At 67.2% G+C, this 15,714-nt stretch carries 12 protein-coding genes; 5 read left to right on the top strand and 7 right to left on the bottom strand.

Going from position 1 to position 15,714, the window contains the following annotated elements; genetic code table 11:
- The first annotated feature begins 172 nt into the window (after window positions 1-172).
- Together ACIPPQ_RS05305 and ACIPPQ_RS05300 are read left to right on the top strand one after the other, a co-directional pair.
- The gene (locus tag ACIPPQ_RS05305; protein ID WP_446543157.1) at window positions 173-946 is read left to right on the top strand and encodes a DeoR/GlpR family DNA-binding transcription regulator; all 774 of its coding nucleotides are present in this window, start codon (window positions 173-175) and stop codon (window positions 944-946) included.
- A gap of 10 nt (window positions 947-956) precedes the next feature.
- Window positions 957-2,102, top strand: a complete 1,146-nt coding sequence (locus ACIPPQ_RS05300) for an MFS transporter (protein WP_446543156.1) — start codon at window positions 957-959, stop codon at window positions 2,100-2,102.
- Window positions 2,103-2,105: 3 nt separating this feature from the next.
- On the opposite strand, the gene ahpF is transcribed toward ACIPPQ_RS05300, so the two are convergent.
- The 3 genes from ahpF to ACIPPQ_RS05285 all read right to left on the bottom strand — a co-directional run bounded on the left by ahpF (window position 2,106) and on the right by ACIPPQ_RS05285 (window position 4,785).
- Window positions 2,106-3,656: an alkyl hydroperoxide reductase subunit F gene (ahpF, locus tag ACIPPQ_RS05295; protein ID WP_446543515.1), complete on the bottom strand. Its 1,551-nt coding sequence runs from the start codon at window positions 3,654-3,656 to the stop codon at window positions 2,106-2,108.
- Window positions 3,657-3,782: 126 nt separating this feature from the next.
- Entirely contained in the window at window positions 3,783-4,346 is a 564-nt protein-coding gene (ahpC, locus tag ACIPPQ_RS05290; RefSeq protein WP_327456440.1) for an alkyl hydroperoxide reductase subunit C, read from the bottom strand.
- A 145-nt stretch (window positions 4,347-4,491) separates the two neighbouring features.
- Window positions 4,492-4,785: a hypothetical protein gene (locus ACIPPQ_RS05285; protein WP_446543155.1), complete on the bottom strand. Its 294-nt coding sequence runs from the start codon at window positions 4,783-4,785 to the stop codon at window positions 4,492-4,494.
- 271 nt (window positions 4,786-5,056) lie between these two features.
- Between ACIPPQ_RS05285 and ACIPPQ_RS05280 the strand changes: the two genes are divergently transcribed.
- Genes ACIPPQ_RS05280 through ACIPPQ_RS05270 form a run of 3 tightly spaced genes read left to right on the top strand, consistent with a single transcriptional unit; the run spans window position 5,057 to window position 9,079 of the window.
- Window positions 5,057-6,265 carry a CoA transferase gene (locus ACIPPQ_RS05280; RefSeq protein ID WP_446543154.1) on the top strand — a complete coding sequence of 403 codons (1,209 nt, stop codon included), beginning with the start codon at window positions 5,057-5,059 and terminating at the stop codon, window positions 6,263-6,265.
- Between the two features lie 4 nt (window positions 6,266-6,269).
- Entirely contained in the window at window positions 6,270-7,484 is a 1,215-nt protein-coding gene (locus tag ACIPPQ_RS05275) for an acetyl-CoA C-acetyltransferase (protein WP_446543153.1), read from the top strand.
- Window positions 7,485-7,486: 2 nt separating this feature from the next.
- Window positions 7,487-9,079 carry an acyl-CoA dehydrogenase family protein gene (locus ACIPPQ_RS05270; RefSeq protein WP_446543152.1) on the top strand — a complete coding sequence of 531 codons (1,593 nt, stop codon included), beginning with the start codon at window positions 7,487-7,489 and terminating at the stop codon, window positions 9,077-9,079.
- Here ACIPPQ_RS05270 and ACIPPQ_RS05265 read toward each other — a convergent pair.
- The 4 genes from ACIPPQ_RS05265 to ACIPPQ_RS05250 all read right to left on the bottom strand — a co-directional run bounded on the left by ACIPPQ_RS05265 (window position 9,076) and on the right by ACIPPQ_RS05250 (window position 15,681).
- The gene (locus tag ACIPPQ_RS05265) at window positions 9,076-10,239 is read right to left on the bottom strand and encodes an alginate lyase family protein (RefSeq protein ID WP_446543151.1); all 1,164 of its coding nucleotides are present in this window, start codon (window positions 10,237-10,239) and stop codon (window positions 9,076-9,078) included. The genes ACIPPQ_RS05270 and ACIPPQ_RS05265 overlap by 4 nt on opposite strands.
- A 9-nt stretch (window positions 10,240-10,248) precedes the next feature.
- Window positions 10,249-11,493 (bottom strand): alginate lyase family protein, encoded by a 1,245-nt coding sequence (locus tag ACIPPQ_RS05260; RefSeq protein ID WP_446543150.1) that lies wholly within the window; start codon window positions 11,491-11,493, stop codon window positions 10,249-10,251.
- A 5-nt stretch (window positions 11,494-11,498) separates the two neighbouring features.
- Window positions 11,499-14,366: a TonB-dependent receptor gene (locus tag ACIPPQ_RS05255; RefSeq protein ID WP_446543149.1), complete on the bottom strand. Its 2,868-nt coding sequence runs from the start codon at window positions 14,364-14,366 to the stop codon at window positions 11,499-11,501.
- 163 nt (window positions 14,367-14,529) lie between these two features.
- The gene (locus ACIPPQ_RS05250) at window positions 14,530-15,681 is read right to left on the bottom strand and encodes a glycoside hydrolase family 88/105 protein (RefSeq protein WP_446543148.1); all 1,152 of its coding nucleotides are present in this window, start codon (window positions 15,679-15,681) and stop codon (window positions 14,530-14,532) included.
- Window positions 15,682-15,714: the final 33 nt, after the last annotated feature.

The raw sequence follows: 15,714 nt of genomic DNA, 5'->3' as shown, positions 1-15,714 counted from the left end.
ATATTGCAAAATTTGTTCGCCATCGGCGCAAATCGATCGCGCAGCCGGATTTGGAAGCTGGATTGCGGCGCTCCGCCGGGCAGAACTGCGATGAAGAGTCCTGCGATGAGAAAGCAAATCGTGCACAATCGTGCAAATTGACGTGCATGATTATGCACGTTATGGCGCCGCCATGACGAATGACCATCCGACCATCCGCCGCGACACGATCGCGGCCCGACTCGCGAACCAGCAGTCGGTCTCGGCGACCGCGCTGGCGGCCGAATTCGATGTTTCCGAAGATGCGATCCGCCGCGACCTGCGCGCGCTCGCCGCCGAAGGCCGATGCCGCCGCGTCTATGGCGGCGCGCTGCCGATCCTGCCCGACGCGGCGCCCCTCGCGGCGCGGCTGGGCGAGGGGCGCGAGGAGAAGTTGCGTCTCGCGCGGGCGGCTGCGCTGGCCATCGGGCCGGGTGAGCTCTTGTTCCTCGACAGCGGCAGCACCAACCTCGCGCTCGTCGAATTCCTGCCCGAAGACGCCGACCTGACCGTCGCGACCAATTCGGTCGACATCGCCGCGGCGGTGCTGCGGCGGCAGGACCTGCGCCTGATCGTCGTCGGCGGGGTGGCCGACCCGCTGGTGGGGGGGTGCATCGACGCGGTGGCGGTACAGGCGATCGTCCAGATGCGGTTCGACCGTGCCTTTATCGGCGCCTGCGCGATCTCCGAAGACGGCGCGGCGGCGGACCATTTCGAGGATGCGACCTTCAAGCGCGCGGTCGTCGCGTCGGCGCGGCGCACCGTCGTTCTCGCGACCGATGACAAGCTCGGGCGCCGCGCGGTCCACCATATCGCGTCGCTTCGCCAGATCGACATGCTCGTCGTCGGTCCCGGCGTGTCCGACGATCAGCGCGCATCGCTCGATGCGGCCGGCGTCCGCGCCGTGATGATCGCCGGTCGCGACTGATTTTTCGGAGATGGATGATATGATCCCCGCCGATCGTCCGGCCACGCGGCTGGCGACCCGCCTTGCCTTCTTCGTCGCGGGCTTCGGCATCGCCTGTTGGGCGCCGCTCGTTCCCTTCGCCAAGGCGCGTCTCCAGATCGATGACGCGATGCTCGGGCTGCTCCTGCTCTGCATCGGCGGGGGCTCGGTCGCGGCGATGCTCGCGACGGGGCCGCTGACCGCGCGTTTTGGAAGCCGGCCGGTAATCGTTGCGAGCGGTTTCCTGCTCGCGGTGATCCTGCCCTTCCTTGCGATCGCCGAAACCCCGCTTGCCCTTGGCGCGGTCCTGCTGGTCTTCGGCGGCGCACTCGGATCGCTCGACGTGGCGGTGAACGTCCATGCGGTCGAGGTCGAACGCGCGTCGGGTGTGCCGCTGATGTCGGGCTTTCATGCGCTTTTCAGCATCGGGGGATTTGCCGGGGCGGGGCTGATGACATTGTTCCTGTCGCTCGAGGTCGATACGCTGGCCGCGACATTGATCTGCGCCGCCCTCATGCTCGCGGCGATGCTCGCCGCCCGCCCGCGCCTGCTCGCGACGCGCGGCGCCGAGGATGGCCCGCTGTTCGTGCGGCCGCAGGGGATCGTGCTGCTCCTGTCGATCCTCGCGATGGTCACCTTCCTGGCCGAAGGCGCGATGCTCGACTGGAGCGCGCTGCTGATCACGCAGGGAGGACTCGTCGACGTAAAGCAGGGCGGGGTCGGCTATATTCTGTTCGCGATCGCGATGACGGCAGGACGGTTGCTCGGCGACCGCCTGGTTGCGCGGATCGGCGATTATCGGACCCTGCTCGGCGGCGGGGTGGTTGCCGTGCTCGGTTTCGTCGTCCTGCTGGCGGTTCCGCTGGCGCCGGTCGCGCTCGGCGGTTTCGTGTTGATCGGGCTTGGCGCGTCGAACCTCGTGCCGGTCCTGTTCCGCCGCGCCGGGAGCCAGTCGAACATGCCCCCGGCGCTGGCGATCGGCGCGCTCACCACCTTGGGCTATGCGGGTATCCTTGTCGGGCCGGCGGGCATCGGCGTAGTGGCGAAGGCGGTCGGCCTGCCCGCCGCCTTCTGGATCCTTGCCGCGCTGCTGCTTCTCGTGCCGCTGACCGCGCGCCGGGTGACGCGCGGCGCGTAGAAGCTATGACCGGATCAGGTGATCGAAGGCCGACAGCGCGGCTTTCGATCCCTCGCCCATCGCGATGACGATCTGCTTATAGGGGACGGTCGTGACGTCGCCCGCGGCGAAGATGCCCGGCTGGCTCGTCGCGCCGCGCGCGTCGACCTCGATCTCGCCGCGATCGCTGAGCGCGACCGCACTGCCGAGCCATTCGGTGTTCGGCACGAGGCCGATCTGCACGAAAATGCCTTCGAGTTCGACGAGATGTTCCTCGTCGCGATTGCGGTCGCGGTACCGCAGCCCGACCACCTTCTCGCCATTGCCGAGAACTTCGGTGGTGAGCGCCGAAGTGATCACCGTGACGTTGGGCAGGCTGTGCAGCTTGGTCTGCAGCACCGCATCGGCGCGAAGCTCTGCATCGAATTCGATCAGCGTCACATGCGCGACGAGCCCCGCGAGGTCGATCGCCGCCTCGACTCCCGAATTGCCGCCGCCGATCACCGCGACGCGCTTGCCCTTGAACAGCGGGCCATCGCAGTGCGGGCAATAGGCGACGCCCTTGTTGCGATATTCGGCCTCGCCCGGGACGCCCATCTGGCGCCAGCGCGCGCCGGTCGACAGGATCACCGTCTTGCCCTTGACGCTCGCGCCGCTCTTCAGCTTCACTTCGTGGAGGCCGCCCGCCCCGCCCGGGATCAGTTCGGCGGCTTCCTGCACGTTCATGACGTCGACTGCATAATCCTTCACATGCGCCTCGAGCTGCGCGGCGAGCTTGGGGCCTTCGGTGTGCTGGACCGAAATGAAATTCTCGATCCCCATCGTGTCGAGCACCTGCCCGCCGAAGCGTTCGGCGACGATGCCGGTGCGGATGCCCTTGCGCGCGGCGTAAACGGCCGCCGCGGCGCCGCCGGGGCCGCCGCCGACGACGAGCACGTCGAACGGTTCCTTCGCGGCGATCTTTTCGGCGGCGCGCGCGACCGCGCCGGTGTCGAGCTTGGCGACGATCTGCGCGAGGTCCATGCGGCCCTGGCCGAAGGGCTCGCCGTTCAGGAAGACCGCGGGCACCGCCATCACCTGACGTCGTTCGACCTCGTCCTGGAACAGCGCGCCGTCGATCGCCGTGTGGCGGATGTTCGGGTTGAGCGCCGCCATGATGTTGAGCGCCTGCACGACATCGGGGCAATTCTGGCACGAGAGCGAGAAGAAGGTTTCGAAGACGAAGTCGCCCTCCAGCGCGCGGACGGCGTCGAGCAGCTCGGCCTCTTCCTTCGGCGGGTGGCCGCCGACGTGGAGCAACGCGAGGATCAGCGAGGTGAATTCATGCCCCATCGGCAGCCCCGCGAACACGGCTTCGGCGCGGCCCTCATCGGCGCGGATCGCGAAAGAGGGCCTCCGCGCATCGGCGCCGTCGAAGCGCGCGGTGACGAGGTCCGACTGCGCGGCGACTTCTTCGACAAGGCTGCGCATCTCGGCCGACTTGGGCGAGGCGTCGAGGCTCGCGACCAGCTCGATCGGGCGGCGGAGGTTGCCGAGATAGGATTTGAGCTGGGCGGTCGTGTTGGCGTCGAGCATCGGCATGGGGAGAGCCTTTCGGACAGGAGCAGGGGGTCGCCGCTGGGAACGGCGTCAGAAATTCTTGTGTTTTTCGGGGCTAAGACCGGGCGAGCGCCGCCCGCCCGGTCCTCGCAAATTGTCGGCTCAGATCTTGCCGACGAGTTCGATCGAGGGCGCGAGCGTTTCGGCGCCTTCTTCCCACTTCGCCGGGCAAACCTGACCGGGGTTGGCGCGGACATAGACCGCAGCCTTGATCTTGCGGACGAGTTCCTCGGCGTTGCGGCCGACGCCTTCACTGGTGATTTCCATCACCTGGATCACGCCGTCGGGATCGACGACGAAGGTCGCGCGGTCGGCGAGGCCCGAATCTTCACGCAGCACGCCGAAATTGTTGGCGAGGACGTGGTTCTGGTCGCCCAGCATGTGATAGTTGATCTTGCCGATCGCCGGCGAGCTGTCGTGCCAGGCCTTGTGGCTGAAATGCGTGTCGGTCGAGACCGAATAGACTTCGACGCCGAGGCCCTGAAGCGTCGCATACTGGTCGGCGAGGTCTTCGAGCTCGGTCGGGCAGACGAAGGTGAAGTCGGCCGGATAGAAGAAGAAAACGCCCCACTTGCCCTTGGTGTCGGCGTCCGAAACGGGGACGAACTTGCCCTGGTGGTACGAGGTGGCGTTGAACGGCTTGATCGAGCTTCCGATGATACCCATGGGAGAGTGATTCCTTTGTTTGCTGCACTGCAAAATGATTTGCAGGGCGCCAGCTATGCCGACTGGCGCATGCACTCAACCCCAATTTTCCGGGTACACTTATCGGTTGAATCGATCAAAGGAGAGATTTCACGCAAAAGTGCGATCAGCGGCAGCGATCCGTCACCCCGGCGAGCAGGTCGATCACCTCGGCGTCGAAGTCGTCGGGCGCGACCGGCGTGATCTTGCGGAAGCGGCGCGCGCAATAAGCGGCGCGCGGGCCGAGATCGGGGACATCGCGGAAGTTGAGCGCCGTACCCGATTGCCCGCCGACAAGGTCGGGCATGTCCGCCAGCACGCTCCGCACCGTGAAAACGGCGCCCGGGCGAACCTCGGGCGGGTAGCGCTCGTGCCGGCTGATGCACAGCGCCAGATCATCCACTCGCCAATCGTCCGTCATAATCAACCTCGTGGCTGTTACGCAGGCTTGGACGCAGCATAGCAGCTTTGCGCGGCGCTCGCCATGCGTCACCATATTCGGGCGGATGGACAGGCGGTCGAAAAATTGCCGCGCATTTAATCCTTATATTATATGGATTTACTTAGTAAGCGAAGAAACTTGCGCTAACGGATGGAGCTCGTTACTACCCGCCGGGCGGCGGGTTCCGACCCGCGATCGCGCCGGATGGAAACGGCCTATGGGCCGGGGTTTTGCGGGAGACAGGGGCCGGATGTACGACCTGCTGGCCGGACTGTCGGTGATCGAGGCTTCGTCCTTCGTCGCGTCCCCCACCGCCGGGCTCTATTGCGCGCAAATGGGGGCGGAAGTGATCCGCGTCGACCAGATCGGCGGCGGCCCCGATTTTCGGCGCTGGCCGGTCACGACGGCGAATGATTCGCTCTATTGGGAAAATCTCAACCGCGCCAAGAAATCGGTCGCGCTCGACCTCGCCCGGCCCGAGGGGCGCGAACTTCTCCAGGCGCTGGTGCGCGCGACGGGGCAGTTCGTCACCAATTTCCCGGTCGGCGGCTTCCTGTCGCACGAGGTATTGGCCGAAGGGCGCCCCGACCTGATCACCATACGCGTGATGGGCTGGGCCGACGGTTCGCCCGCGCTCGACTATACGGTGAACAACAGCGTCGGCTATCCGATGCTCACCGGCGCCGGGCCCGATCCGGTCAACCATGTGCTTCCCGCATGGGACCTGCTTACCGGCGCCTATGCGGCGTTTGCGCTGCTCGCGGCGATCCAGCGGCGCAGCAGCACCGGCGAAGGCGGCGAGGTGCGCCTGCCGCTCTCCGACGTCGCGATCGGCACCGTCGCCAATCTCGGCGGTGTCGCCGAGATGCTCTATTCGGGTGCGAACCGGCCGCGGCTCGGCAATGCCGTTTACGGCCTGTTCGGACGCGATTTCGTGACGCGCGACGGGCAGCGTACGATGATCGTCGTCGTCACGCCGCGCCAATGGGCGAACCTTGTGTCGGCGCTGGGTCTTGGCGACGCGATCGGCGCGGTCGAGGCGGCGCGGCGCGTGTCCTTCGCGACCGACGACGGGCTCCGCTTCACGCACCGCGACGCGCTCTATCCGCTGTTCGAGGCGGCGATTGCCGGCCGCGATCATGCCGACCTTGCCGCCGCCTTCGACGCGGGCGGCATCGTCCATTCGTCCTATCGCACGATGTATGAGGCGGTGCACGATCCGGCGCTCGTCGCCGATAACCCGATCTTCGGCACCGCCGACAATCCCAGCGGTTTCGCCTATCCCGCTGCAGGGGCCTTTGCGACCTTGCCGCAGCAGGAGCGGCGCCCGCCGGCGCCCGCGCCGCGCAATGGTGCGCACAGCGAAGAAATATTGAGCGAACGCTTGTCGCTGTCCTCGGGCGAGATTGCGCGCCTGATCGATGCGGGTATCGTCGGCGTCGCAACATTGGAGAAATGAAGACATGACCCTGCGCCGCGCCGCCATCGTCGCCCCGATCCGCACCGCCGTCGGCAAGTTCGGCGGCGCGCTTTCGTCTATGACCGCGGGCGAGCTTGGCGCGGTGATCCTGAAGGCGCTGGTCGAGCGGACGAAGATCGACCCGGCGCGCGTCGACGACGTCGTCTTTTCGCAAGGCTATGGCAATGGCGAGGCGCCGAGCATCGGCCACTGGTCGTGGCTGGCCGCGGGGTTGCCGCTCGAGGTGCCGGGCTACCAGCTCGACCGCCGCTGCGGGTCGGGGCTGCAGGCGATCGCGAACGCCGCGATGATGGTCCAGACGGGCATGTCCGACCTTGTCGTCGCGGGCGGCGTCGAATCGATGTCGAACGTCGAACATTACAGCACCGATATCCGCAAAGGCGTGCGCGCCGGCAACCTGACGCTCCACGATAGGCTGACGCGCGGGCGGCTGATGTCGCAGCCGGTCGAGCGCTTTGGCGTCATCACCGGCATGATCGAGACCGCCGAAAACCTCGCGAAGGATTACGATATCACGCGCGAGCAGGCCGACGCCTATGCTGTGCGCAGCCACCAGCGCGCCGCCGCCGCGTGGGCGAACGGGCTGTTCGACGACGAGCTGGTCCCCGTATCGGTGCCGCAGAAGAAGGGCGACCCCATCGTCTTCGCGCACGACGAGGGCTATCGCGCCGACGCGACGCTGGAATCGCTCGGCAAGCTGCGCCCGCTCGAAGGCGGTGTGGTCACCGCGGGCAATGCGAGCCAGCAGAATGACGCCGCAGCCGCGTGCCTCGTCGTCGCCGAGGACAAGCTCGACGAACTCGGGCTCGAACCCGCCGCCTGGTTCCACAGCTGGGCGGCGGCGGGCTGCGACCCGAGCCGGATGGGCATCGGCCCGGTCCCCGCGGTCGAGCGCCTGTTCGCGCGCACCGGACTCGGCTGGGGCGACATCGACCTTGTCGAGCTCAACGAGGCGTTCGCGCCGCAGGTGCTCGCGGTGCTGAAGGGCTGGGGCTGGTCGGAGGGCGACAGCCGGAACGAGATTTTGAACGTCAACGGTTCGGGCATCTCGCTCGGCCACCCGATCGGCGCGACCGGCGGGCGCATCCTCGCGAACCTGACGCGCGAACTGGTGCGCCGCGACGGCCGTTACGGGCTCGAGACGATGTGCATCGGCGGCGGACAGGGCATCGCCGCGATCTTCGAGCGCGCCGCCTGAAGATGGCCGGCCTTCGCGAGGCCCTCGCGGCCGGACAGGCCTATCGCGGCGCGGCGGAGGCCGCGCTCGCCGAACGGTTGGCGCACGCCCCGATCGACCGCGAGCAGCGCGCGGCGCACGGCTTTGCGTGGGTCGCGACGACGGTGGCGGCGCTGGAGGCGGTGCTGGAGTGGTGCGAGGCCGGCCAGGACTCGAACCCGCTCGATGCGAAGATCGCGACGCTCGCTTTCGCCGAAGGGATCGGCCAGCTCGTCGGCGGATTGCCGATGGGGCAGAATGAGATGTTCCGTCCGGGCGACCTCGGGCTGGGTGCGGCAGCGCGCCTGCTTGCCGACGCCTGCGCGGGCCTGCTCGACGCCGATCATGCCGCGCTGCGCGCCGACGTCGCGGCCGCGCTCGCCGAGGGGCATTGGCCGAGCGAGACGCTGCACGACGCCGATCTCGACGCGATCCGCGATCAGTATCGCCGTTTCACCGACGCCGCGATCGTGCCCGACGCGCATGGCTGGCACCTCGCGAACGAGCTGATCCCCGATGCGACCGTGCAGGCGATGGCCGACCTCGGCACCTTCGGCGTCTGCATCCCCGAGGAATATGGCGGGCTGGGCCTGTCGAAACTCGTGATGTGCCTCGTCACCGAGGAATTGTCGCGCGGCTGGATCGGCGCGGGGTCGCTCGGCACGCGGTCGGAGATCGCCGGCGAGCTGATCGCGATGGGCGGCACTGACGCGCAAAAGGCCGAATGGCTGCCGCGCATCGCGAGCGGCGAAGTGCTGCCGACCGCGGTGTTCACCGAACCCGATGTCGGGTCGGACCTTGGCTCGCTGCAAACCAGAGCGCGGCGCGAGGGCGATCATTGGGTGATCGACGGTGCGAAAAACTGGATCACCCACGCCGCGCGCTCCGACCTGATGACCTTGCTCGCGCGCACGAAGCCCGACGCGAAGGGCTATGCCGGCCTGTCGATGCTGCTCGTCCCCAAGCCGCGCGGGAGCGAAAGCGATCCTTTCCCCGCCGCGGGCATGAGCGGGAGCGAGATCGAGGTGCTCGGCTATCGCGGGATGCGCGAATATGCGTTGCAGTTCGACGCGATGCGCGCGCCCGCCGACGCGCTGCTCGGCGGCGAAGAGGGGCAGGGTTTCAAGCAGTTGATGCGCACCTTCGAGGGCGCGCGGATCCAGACCGCCGCGCGCGCGGTCGGGGTGGCGCGCCGTGCGCTCGAGCTCGGCCTCGACTATGCGCTGGCGCGCAAGCAGTTCGGCAAGGCGATCGTCCATTTCCCGCGCGTCGCCGACAAGCTCGCGATGAGCCTCGTCGATTTCGTCGCGGCGCGCGCACTCTCCTACGCCGCAGCGCGCGCGAAGGACGGCGGCAAGCGCTGCGATATCGAGGCGGGCATGGCGAAGCTGCTCGGCGCGCGCGCCGCCTGGTCGAACGCCGATGCGAGCCTGCAGATCCACGGCGGCAACGGCTATGCGCTCGAATATGAAATCAGCCGCGTGCTGTGCGACGCGCGTATCCTCAACATTTTCGAAGGCGCGGCGGAGATTCAGGCGCAGGTGATCGCGCGCGGGCTGGTCGGCGGGCGCAACTAGAGCCAGAGCAGGGGCTGGCGCACCGGGAAGTTGCGCACAACTTCGCCGATGGTCGGATCGGGATCGAGGCGTTGCCAGAGGTCCAGCCAGTCGCTGCGCTTTTGCGCGAGCCCGCCGAAGAGCAGGCTCGGCTGGCGCACCGGGAAGCCGTCCCGATATTCAATGTCGGGCGGTAGCGGCCATTTCGTCTTGTCGGCGATATAGGGCGCCATCCACGCGATCGCGCCGCCGATCGAACGGCCGTCGGGCGTCTTCCAGTCGATCAGTTCGCGCCCGCCGAGCAGCCACGCCGAGGCGGCGAGGACGTCGAGGTTGAAGAGTGCATAGGCATAGGGCTTGGTGCGCGCGAGTTCGAGCGGCTGGCGGCCGTCGGAAGTGATCTGCGTCGGGATGATCACGGCCTGCAGACGCGTGCGTGCGTCGGCGAGGATGTCCTGTCGGCCGAGCAAGGCGGCGAAGGAGGAGACCTGAAGCAGCCAGCAGGTGCCATGGTTGTTTTTCTCGTCGCGTTCGGTGACGCCGAAGGGCGAGGTGGTGAGCCAGTCCAGATATTCGGCGAACCAGCCCTCGACGCCAGCGCGGATCGCGGCATAGCCCGGGGCGTCCCGCCGCGCGAACAGGGCGGCGGCGCGTGCGACCTCGACGATCTGCAGCGTATCGATCACGCCGATAGCGCGGCCGGTATTCACGCCGATGATCGCCTGCGCATGGTCGAGGTTCGGGTTCATCCGCGTCTTCGGGTCGACGAACCATGCGGAGAGGTGGCGCATCGCGGCTGCGGCAAAGCGAGCCTCGCCGGTGAGGTCCCACAGCGCCGCGAGCGCGGGGACGGTGCGGCCGAAGGCGATCAGCGCGTCGCGGTGGCCGTCGAACTTGTCGGGGTTCGATCGGCCGTCGCGGCGGATATAGGGACCGCCGGGGTTCGCCGGATCGGGCCACCAATAATCGCCTTCGGAATAATAGTCTTGCCGTCCGGCCGGGCTGCGCGGCGCCGCGATGGCGGCGATCGTGCGAGGGACCGCGGCGAGCAGCGCGTCGGCCTGCGGCGTCAGGCGCCGGCGTTCGATCGCGCGAATGTCGAGGCCGCCGGCCCGCGGCCGCGCCCACGCGGCCGGAGCGGCGAGCAACGCGGCGAGGAGCAAGGCGCGGCGTGCGATCATGCGCCGATTCTAGCGCGCGCCACGGCGCAGCAACAGGTCGCCGGCGATCGTCCGTGGATAGGCGCCGGGCCCCCATGCGGCGTCGGCGCGCACGAGCAGCGCGTCGAGCATGTCGGCGGGCCAGCCCTTTTCCTTATAGGGCCAGTCCGCCGCGCGGCCGCGATACGCCGCGACATAATCGGTCGCCTTGCGCAGCGAACGACCGCCTTCGTCCGCGCGATAGATGTCGACGCCGAGACAGGCTGCGCTGTCGGCGAGCGTGTAGGCGGCATCGAGTGAAAACAACGAATAATGGAAGCTGCGCGTGCGGCCGAGTTCGGCGGGCATCGCGCCCGATGTATCGACCTGCTTGGCGATCCGCGCCTTGGGGAATGCCGCGACGATCCGCTGCGCGATGTCGGGCCGCCGCGCGAACAGCGCGAAGCGCGCGACCTGTGCATCGTACCAGAGGCCGTGGTTGTTCGCGGCCCTGCCTTCGCCCTTGCCGTTGGGGCTTTTGAGCATCCAGTCGACATAGCGCGCGAACCAGCCTTCGAGCGCCGCGGTCTCGTCGGGCGTCAGCGCCCCAGACGGTGCGATCAGCCCCGCGGCGTCGATCACCGCAATGAAGCCCGCTCCATCGAGCACGCCCTCGGGGCGCCCGTTCGACACGCCGGGCACCGCCTGCGCGAAATTCATGTTCGCGTTCATCGCGGTCGCGGGATCAAGAAACCAGCTGCGGATCACCCGCGCCGCGCCGTCGGCATATTTGCGCTCGCCGCTGTAATAATAGGCGAGCGCGAGCGTGTCGGCCTCGCGGACCATGCGGCCGAGCGCGCTGCGGTCGAAGCGGTTGCTTTCGACGTCGGGATTGGTGTCGCCGTCGCGGCGGATGTACGCGCCCTTGGGATCGGCGGGGTTCGGCCACCAATAGCGTGCGAGGCTGACATAGTCGTGGCGGTCGCCCGATATCGGGATGCTGCGCTTGTCCATCACCGAAGCGGGCTTGGCGGCGAGCGCCTTGTCGGCGCGGGCGATCAGGCCGCGATAGGCAGCGCCGATCGCGGGATCGGTCGGCATGGCCGCCTTGATCGCCTCGAGGTCGTCGGGGCGCAGCGTGAAGGTACGGCGCCCGTCGAACGACGCTGCATAGCCCTCGCCCGCCGCGCATGTCGGCGCTGCGGGCGGCGGCGATGGCGAGGAAAAAGCCGCCGCCGCGGACGGAAAATACGCGGCGGCGGCCAGGATAGCCCAAGGGAGTCGGGCTAAAGTCATGGGCTTCACAGGCGGACCCGGAAGCCGAAGAAATATTGCGTCCCGCCGCGCGACACTTCGGCGATGCTGTCGTATCCGCCCTTGTACATCACGTCCTCGGTGCCGGTGACGTTGAGCGCCTGCAGCTTGAGCTGGACATTCTTCGTGAGGTCGTACTGCGCCGACAGGTTGAGATAGGTGCCGCCGCGGATCTCGCGGTTGGTGCCGCCGTTCGGCTTGTAATAGCCCGAGCGGTAGCGAAGGTTGGCGCGCAGCGAGAGGCCCCATTTTTCGAACCACACCGATCCGCTCGCGGTCCATTTCGACAGCCCGATCAAATTCGCCGGGTCGACATAGGCGGCGATCGGCGAGGTGTCGGGATATTCGAAATTGGCGAAGGCGCGGTTGACCGATCCCTGGATGCCGAAGCCGTCGAGCGGATCGGGCAGCCAGGTGAAGGCGTGGCTCGCGGTCGCCTCGACCCCATAAAGATGCCGCGTTTCGAGGTCGTTCGACGGGGCGACCGGGTTGATCGTGAAGGTTTCGGTCACCGGCGCACCATTGTCGCGGATGGTGGTGACGGTGATGTCGGTCGGGATCGGCTCCGAGCGGCCGATGACGGTGCCCTTCGCCCATTTATAATAGCCCGCGACCGACACGAGCGTGTCCTGCGAGGCATAGAGTTCGAGGCTGGCGTCGATATTCCACGCGCGGAGCGGCTTGAGGCTCGGGTTCCCGGTCGTCGCGTTGAAGATGATATTGTCGACGTCGGTGCCGGGTCCGGGGGTCAGGTTGATCCCGGCGCCGAAGCTTTCGATCCCCGACCGCGCGATCGCGCGATAGGCGGCGAGGCGCAGCTTGACCTGTTGTGACAGGTCAAATGCGATGTTCGCGCTCGGCAGGAAATAATTATAGCTGCCCTTGCCGCGGTTGGTAGCGAGCTGCCCCGTCGGATCGACCGCGATGACATAGGCGTCGTTGCCGCTGTCGATCGTCAGCCGGTACGGCTGGCGGAAGCCGACCGACGTGATGTCGGTCTTGACCCAGCGCAGCCCGACATTGCCGCTGAACGGCACGCTGCCCGCTTCGGATTCGAAATTCGCCATCGCATAGGCGGCGTAGATGCGCTCGGTGACGTCGATATCGCTCGGATCGCGGCCGTCGGCGGGATAGGGAAGCGCGTCGTCGCTGCCGGCAAAGGTGCGGAACAGGCAGTCATTGTCGAAGCTGGCCCAGCGGGTGACGTTGGTCCCCATGCCCTTCATGTAGCTGGTGGTCGTGAAGGGGGTGCGGCACTGCTGGTTCGCCTGCGTGATCAGCGCGGTCACCGTCGCGGCGTTGCCGGGGATCGTGTTGAGGTCGGTGTTGCGGGCATTGTCGTTGGTGCGGTGATGGTCCGACACGCGGCCGCCGAACTTGACGCCGGTGATGAAGCCGTCGAACTCGCGGTCGATGTCGAGCCGCGCTGCCCAGATGCGGTCGGTGCGGTCGGTGACGAAGCGGCGGCGCGCATAGACCGCGTTGTTCGCGTTGGCGAGGAACAGGCCGGGGTCGGTGATGTCGAAATTGTCGAACGCGACGACTGGCACGACATCGTCGTCCATATAGGTCAGCGTATAGCCGACGCGGCGCGTCGAGCGCATGCGCGTCTGCTTCTGCGTCTCGGTCCGGTGGCTGTTCGAATAGGAGGCGTCGAACGCGACGTTCCAGCGCTCGGGCGACCAGATCAGGCTGACCCCGCCGCCCAGATATTCCTCGTTGCGCTGGCGCGTTTCGAGCTGGTTTTCGAGGTTGGAATTGCCGCGATAGCTCATCAGCGCGCCGCGCGAATAACCGTTGCTCCCGTTGCCGATCACGAGCGGCTGGACGCCGCGCAGCCCCTCGGTGATGCCGAGGACATTGCGGTCCTCGAGGCTGTTGCGCTTTGAATATTGCCCGTCGATCGCGATCTCGAAATCGGGCGACGGCCGCCACTGGATCGCGCCGATCAGGCCGTCGCGGACCTCGGAGGTGCGCTGGGTGCGAAAGCTGCGCGACGAATTGGCGAAATAGGGATCGACGATCGTCTCGTTCGCGTTGCGCGGCGCGGCGGCGAAGGTGCAGTTCAGCGTGTTCGTCGCGCCGTTGGTCGCCGCGGTGTTGCACAGCTGGAAGGTCGAATTGGCGTTGTAATAATCCTCGGGCGCCGCAGTGTCCTGCCGCTGGTAGCCGATCGAGATGCCGATATCGCCGATCCCGGTCGAATATTGGTCGGTGTAGGAAAAGTTCGCGCGATAGCCGAGCCCGTCGTGCTGGTAGACGTCATTGTCCTGCGGCTGGAAATCGCCGCGCACCTCGAACTGGATGCGGCGCTTGCCGTAATCGAGCGGCTTCATCGACTTGAGCTCGATGATCCCGCCGACCCCGCCTTCGAGGAAGTCGGCGCGCTGTGTCTTGTAGACGAGCACGCCGTTGACGAGCTCGGACGGAAATTGCTGGAAGGCGACCGAGCGGTCGGGTCCCGCGGTCGACACTTCGCGGCCGTTGAAGGTCGAAAAGCTGAGGGTGGGACCGAGGCCGCGCACCGACAGTTCGTTGGCGTTGCCCTTGAAGCGGTCGGCCGAGACGCCGACGATGCGTTCGAGCGTGTCACCGACCGAATTGTCGGGGGTCGCGCCGATTTCGTCGCTGACGAGGCCGTCGACGACGATGTCGGCGTCGCGCTTGAACGCGATCGAACTGCGCTGCGTCGCGCGCGTCCCGGTGACCAGGATTTCGTCGCCGCCATCGATCGCTGCGGCCTGCTCGCCCTCGATTGCGGCGGGCGCTTCCTGCGCCTGCGCCGGCAGGGCGGCGAACAATGCGGCGGATGCCAGCAGCGCGGCGCGGGTCGGCAAGGCCGATGGTGACGTCATTTCCCTCTCCTTTTTTCGGCACCGCCGCTGCCGGAGGCGCGACCCGGTTGATACCGGTGTCAATCCTAGATGTAATACAACTTGCGAAATGTATTACAACTTTGCGAGGGTAAGTCAATCGCCGCTGTTATGGGGCTAGCTGAGGCAAGTAAGCCATTCTATATCAACGCTTTATGCGCTTCTTCGACAGGTCGTACATCGCGGTGCCGGCGAGCATATAGGCGCCGCTGCCGTAAAATTGCGTTTCTTTCGCCGACACGCTGTCGGGGCGATCGCCGACCTGCTGGACCCAGCCGAGCATCCCGTCGGGCTGCACCGCACCTTGCAGCGCATGCCATCCGCGCACCGCCGCCGGCTCGTACACCCGCCGGTCGAGCAGGCCGTTGTCGACGCCCCACGCAAAGGCATAGGTGAAGAACGCCGTGCCGCTCGTTTCGGGCGGGGTGCCGGGATCATTGTCAAGCAGCGACGCGGGCCAATAGCCGTCGGCCTTTTGCAGCGTGACGAGCTTGGCCGACATGTCCTTGAACAGCTTCTCATAATAGGGGCGCTGCGGGTCCTTCTGGTCCAGCACCTGCAGGACGCGGACGAGGCCGCCCATCACCCATCCGTTGCCGCGGCTCCAGAACAGCTTGCGGCCCTTGGTGTCGCGCATGTCGAAAAAGCGGCTGTCGCGGAAATAGAGCTGTTCGGATGGGTCGAAGAGATAGTCGGTCGCCGCCTTCCATTCCGCGTGCACGAAATCGGCGTAGCGTTTGTCGCCCGTCGCCTTGGCGAGGCGAAGCATCGTCGGCGGTGCCATGAACAAAGCGTCGCACCAGCACCAGCGGTCGGTGCAGGTCGACGTCCCCTTGCCGGGCGCGACGGGAATGAATTCGAGGCCGATCGTCGGGCGGTTGGCGAGCAGATGGTCGAAATAGGCGCGCATCGGGGCGGCCGCCTGCTTCCCCCCGCCATTCTGCGCCGCCCACAGCCACGCCTGCCCGATCAGCTGGTCGTCGGCATGATAGGCACGGTCGCCCATCCGCCATTCCTCGGCGCGCCCGAGGTCGAGCAGCGGCTTCGCATAGCGTCTGTCGCGGCTCGCGAGTTCGGTCAGCGCGACCCAGAAGGTCGCCTGCTGCCAGTCGCGCACGTCGCGGACGCTCTTGCGCGCCGCGGGCATCGTCGCCCAGTTGGTGCGGTTCGCGAGCTGCCAGTCGGCGACGCGGCGCGTCTGCGCGAGGATCGCGGCGGGCCGGGGCATCGCCGGTTCGGCTGGAGCTGCCGCGGCTGTGGGGCTGGTCATCATCAGGGCAAGCAGGCTCAGCGGCATGTCATTTCCTTTGCAGGATCGAGGGGGTGACCG

Source organism: Sphingopyxis sp. LARHCG72 (assembly GCF_052871675.1).
Note: the sequence above shows the minus strand (reverse complement) of the source record. Positions and strands in the feature narration are given on the sequence as shown.

Excerpts from the sequence above, each read along its gene's own strand:
- ACIPPQ_RS05300 (WP_446543156.1), top strand. The coding sequence starts at position 957 with ATGGATGATATGATCCCCGCCGATCGTCCGGCCACGCGGCTGGCGACC.
- ACIPPQ_RS05255 (WP_446543149.1), bottom strand. The coding sequence starts at position 14,366 with ATGACGTCACCATCGGCCTTGCCGACCCGCGCCGCGCTGCTGGCATCC.
- ACIPPQ_RS05250 (WP_446543148.1), bottom strand. The coding sequence starts at position 15,681 with ATGCCGCTGAGCCTGCTTGCCCTGATGATGACCAGCCCCACAGCCGCG.
- ACIPPQ_RS05305 (WP_446543157.1), top strand. The coding sequence starts at position 173 with ATGACGAATGACCATCCGACCATCCGCCGCGACACGATCGCGGCCCGA.
- ACIPPQ_RS05260 (WP_446543150.1), bottom strand. The coding sequence starts at position 11,493 with ATGACTTTAGCCCGACTCCCTTGGGCTATCCTGGCCGCCGCCGCGTAT.
- ACIPPQ_RS05280 (WP_446543154.1), top strand. The coding sequence starts at position 5,057 with ATGTACGACCTGCTGGCCGGACTGTCGGTGATCGAGGCTTCGTCCTTC.
- ACIPPQ_RS05285 (WP_446543155.1), bottom strand. The coding sequence starts at position 4,785 with ATGACGGACGATTGGCGAGTGGATGATCTGGCGCTGTGCATCAGCCGG.
- ahpC (WP_327456440.1), bottom strand. The coding sequence starts at position 4,346 with ATGGGTATCATCGGAAGCTCGATCAAGCCGTTCAACGCCACCTCGTAC.
- ahpF (WP_446543515.1), bottom strand. The coding sequence starts at position 3,656 with ATGCTCGACGCCAACACGACCGCCCAGCTCAAATCCTATCTCGGCAAC.
- ACIPPQ_RS05275 (WP_446543153.1), top strand. The coding sequence starts at position 6,270 with ATGACCCTGCGCCGCGCCGCCATCGTCGCCCCGATCCGCACCGCCGTC.
- ACIPPQ_RS05270 (WP_446543152.1), top strand. The coding sequence starts at position 7,487 with ATGGCCGGCCTTCGCGAGGCCCTCGCGGCCGGACAGGCCTATCGCGGC.
- ACIPPQ_RS05265 (WP_446543151.1), bottom strand. The coding sequence starts at position 10,239 with ATGATCGCACGCCGCGCCTTGCTCCTCGCCGCGTTGCTCGCCGCTCCG.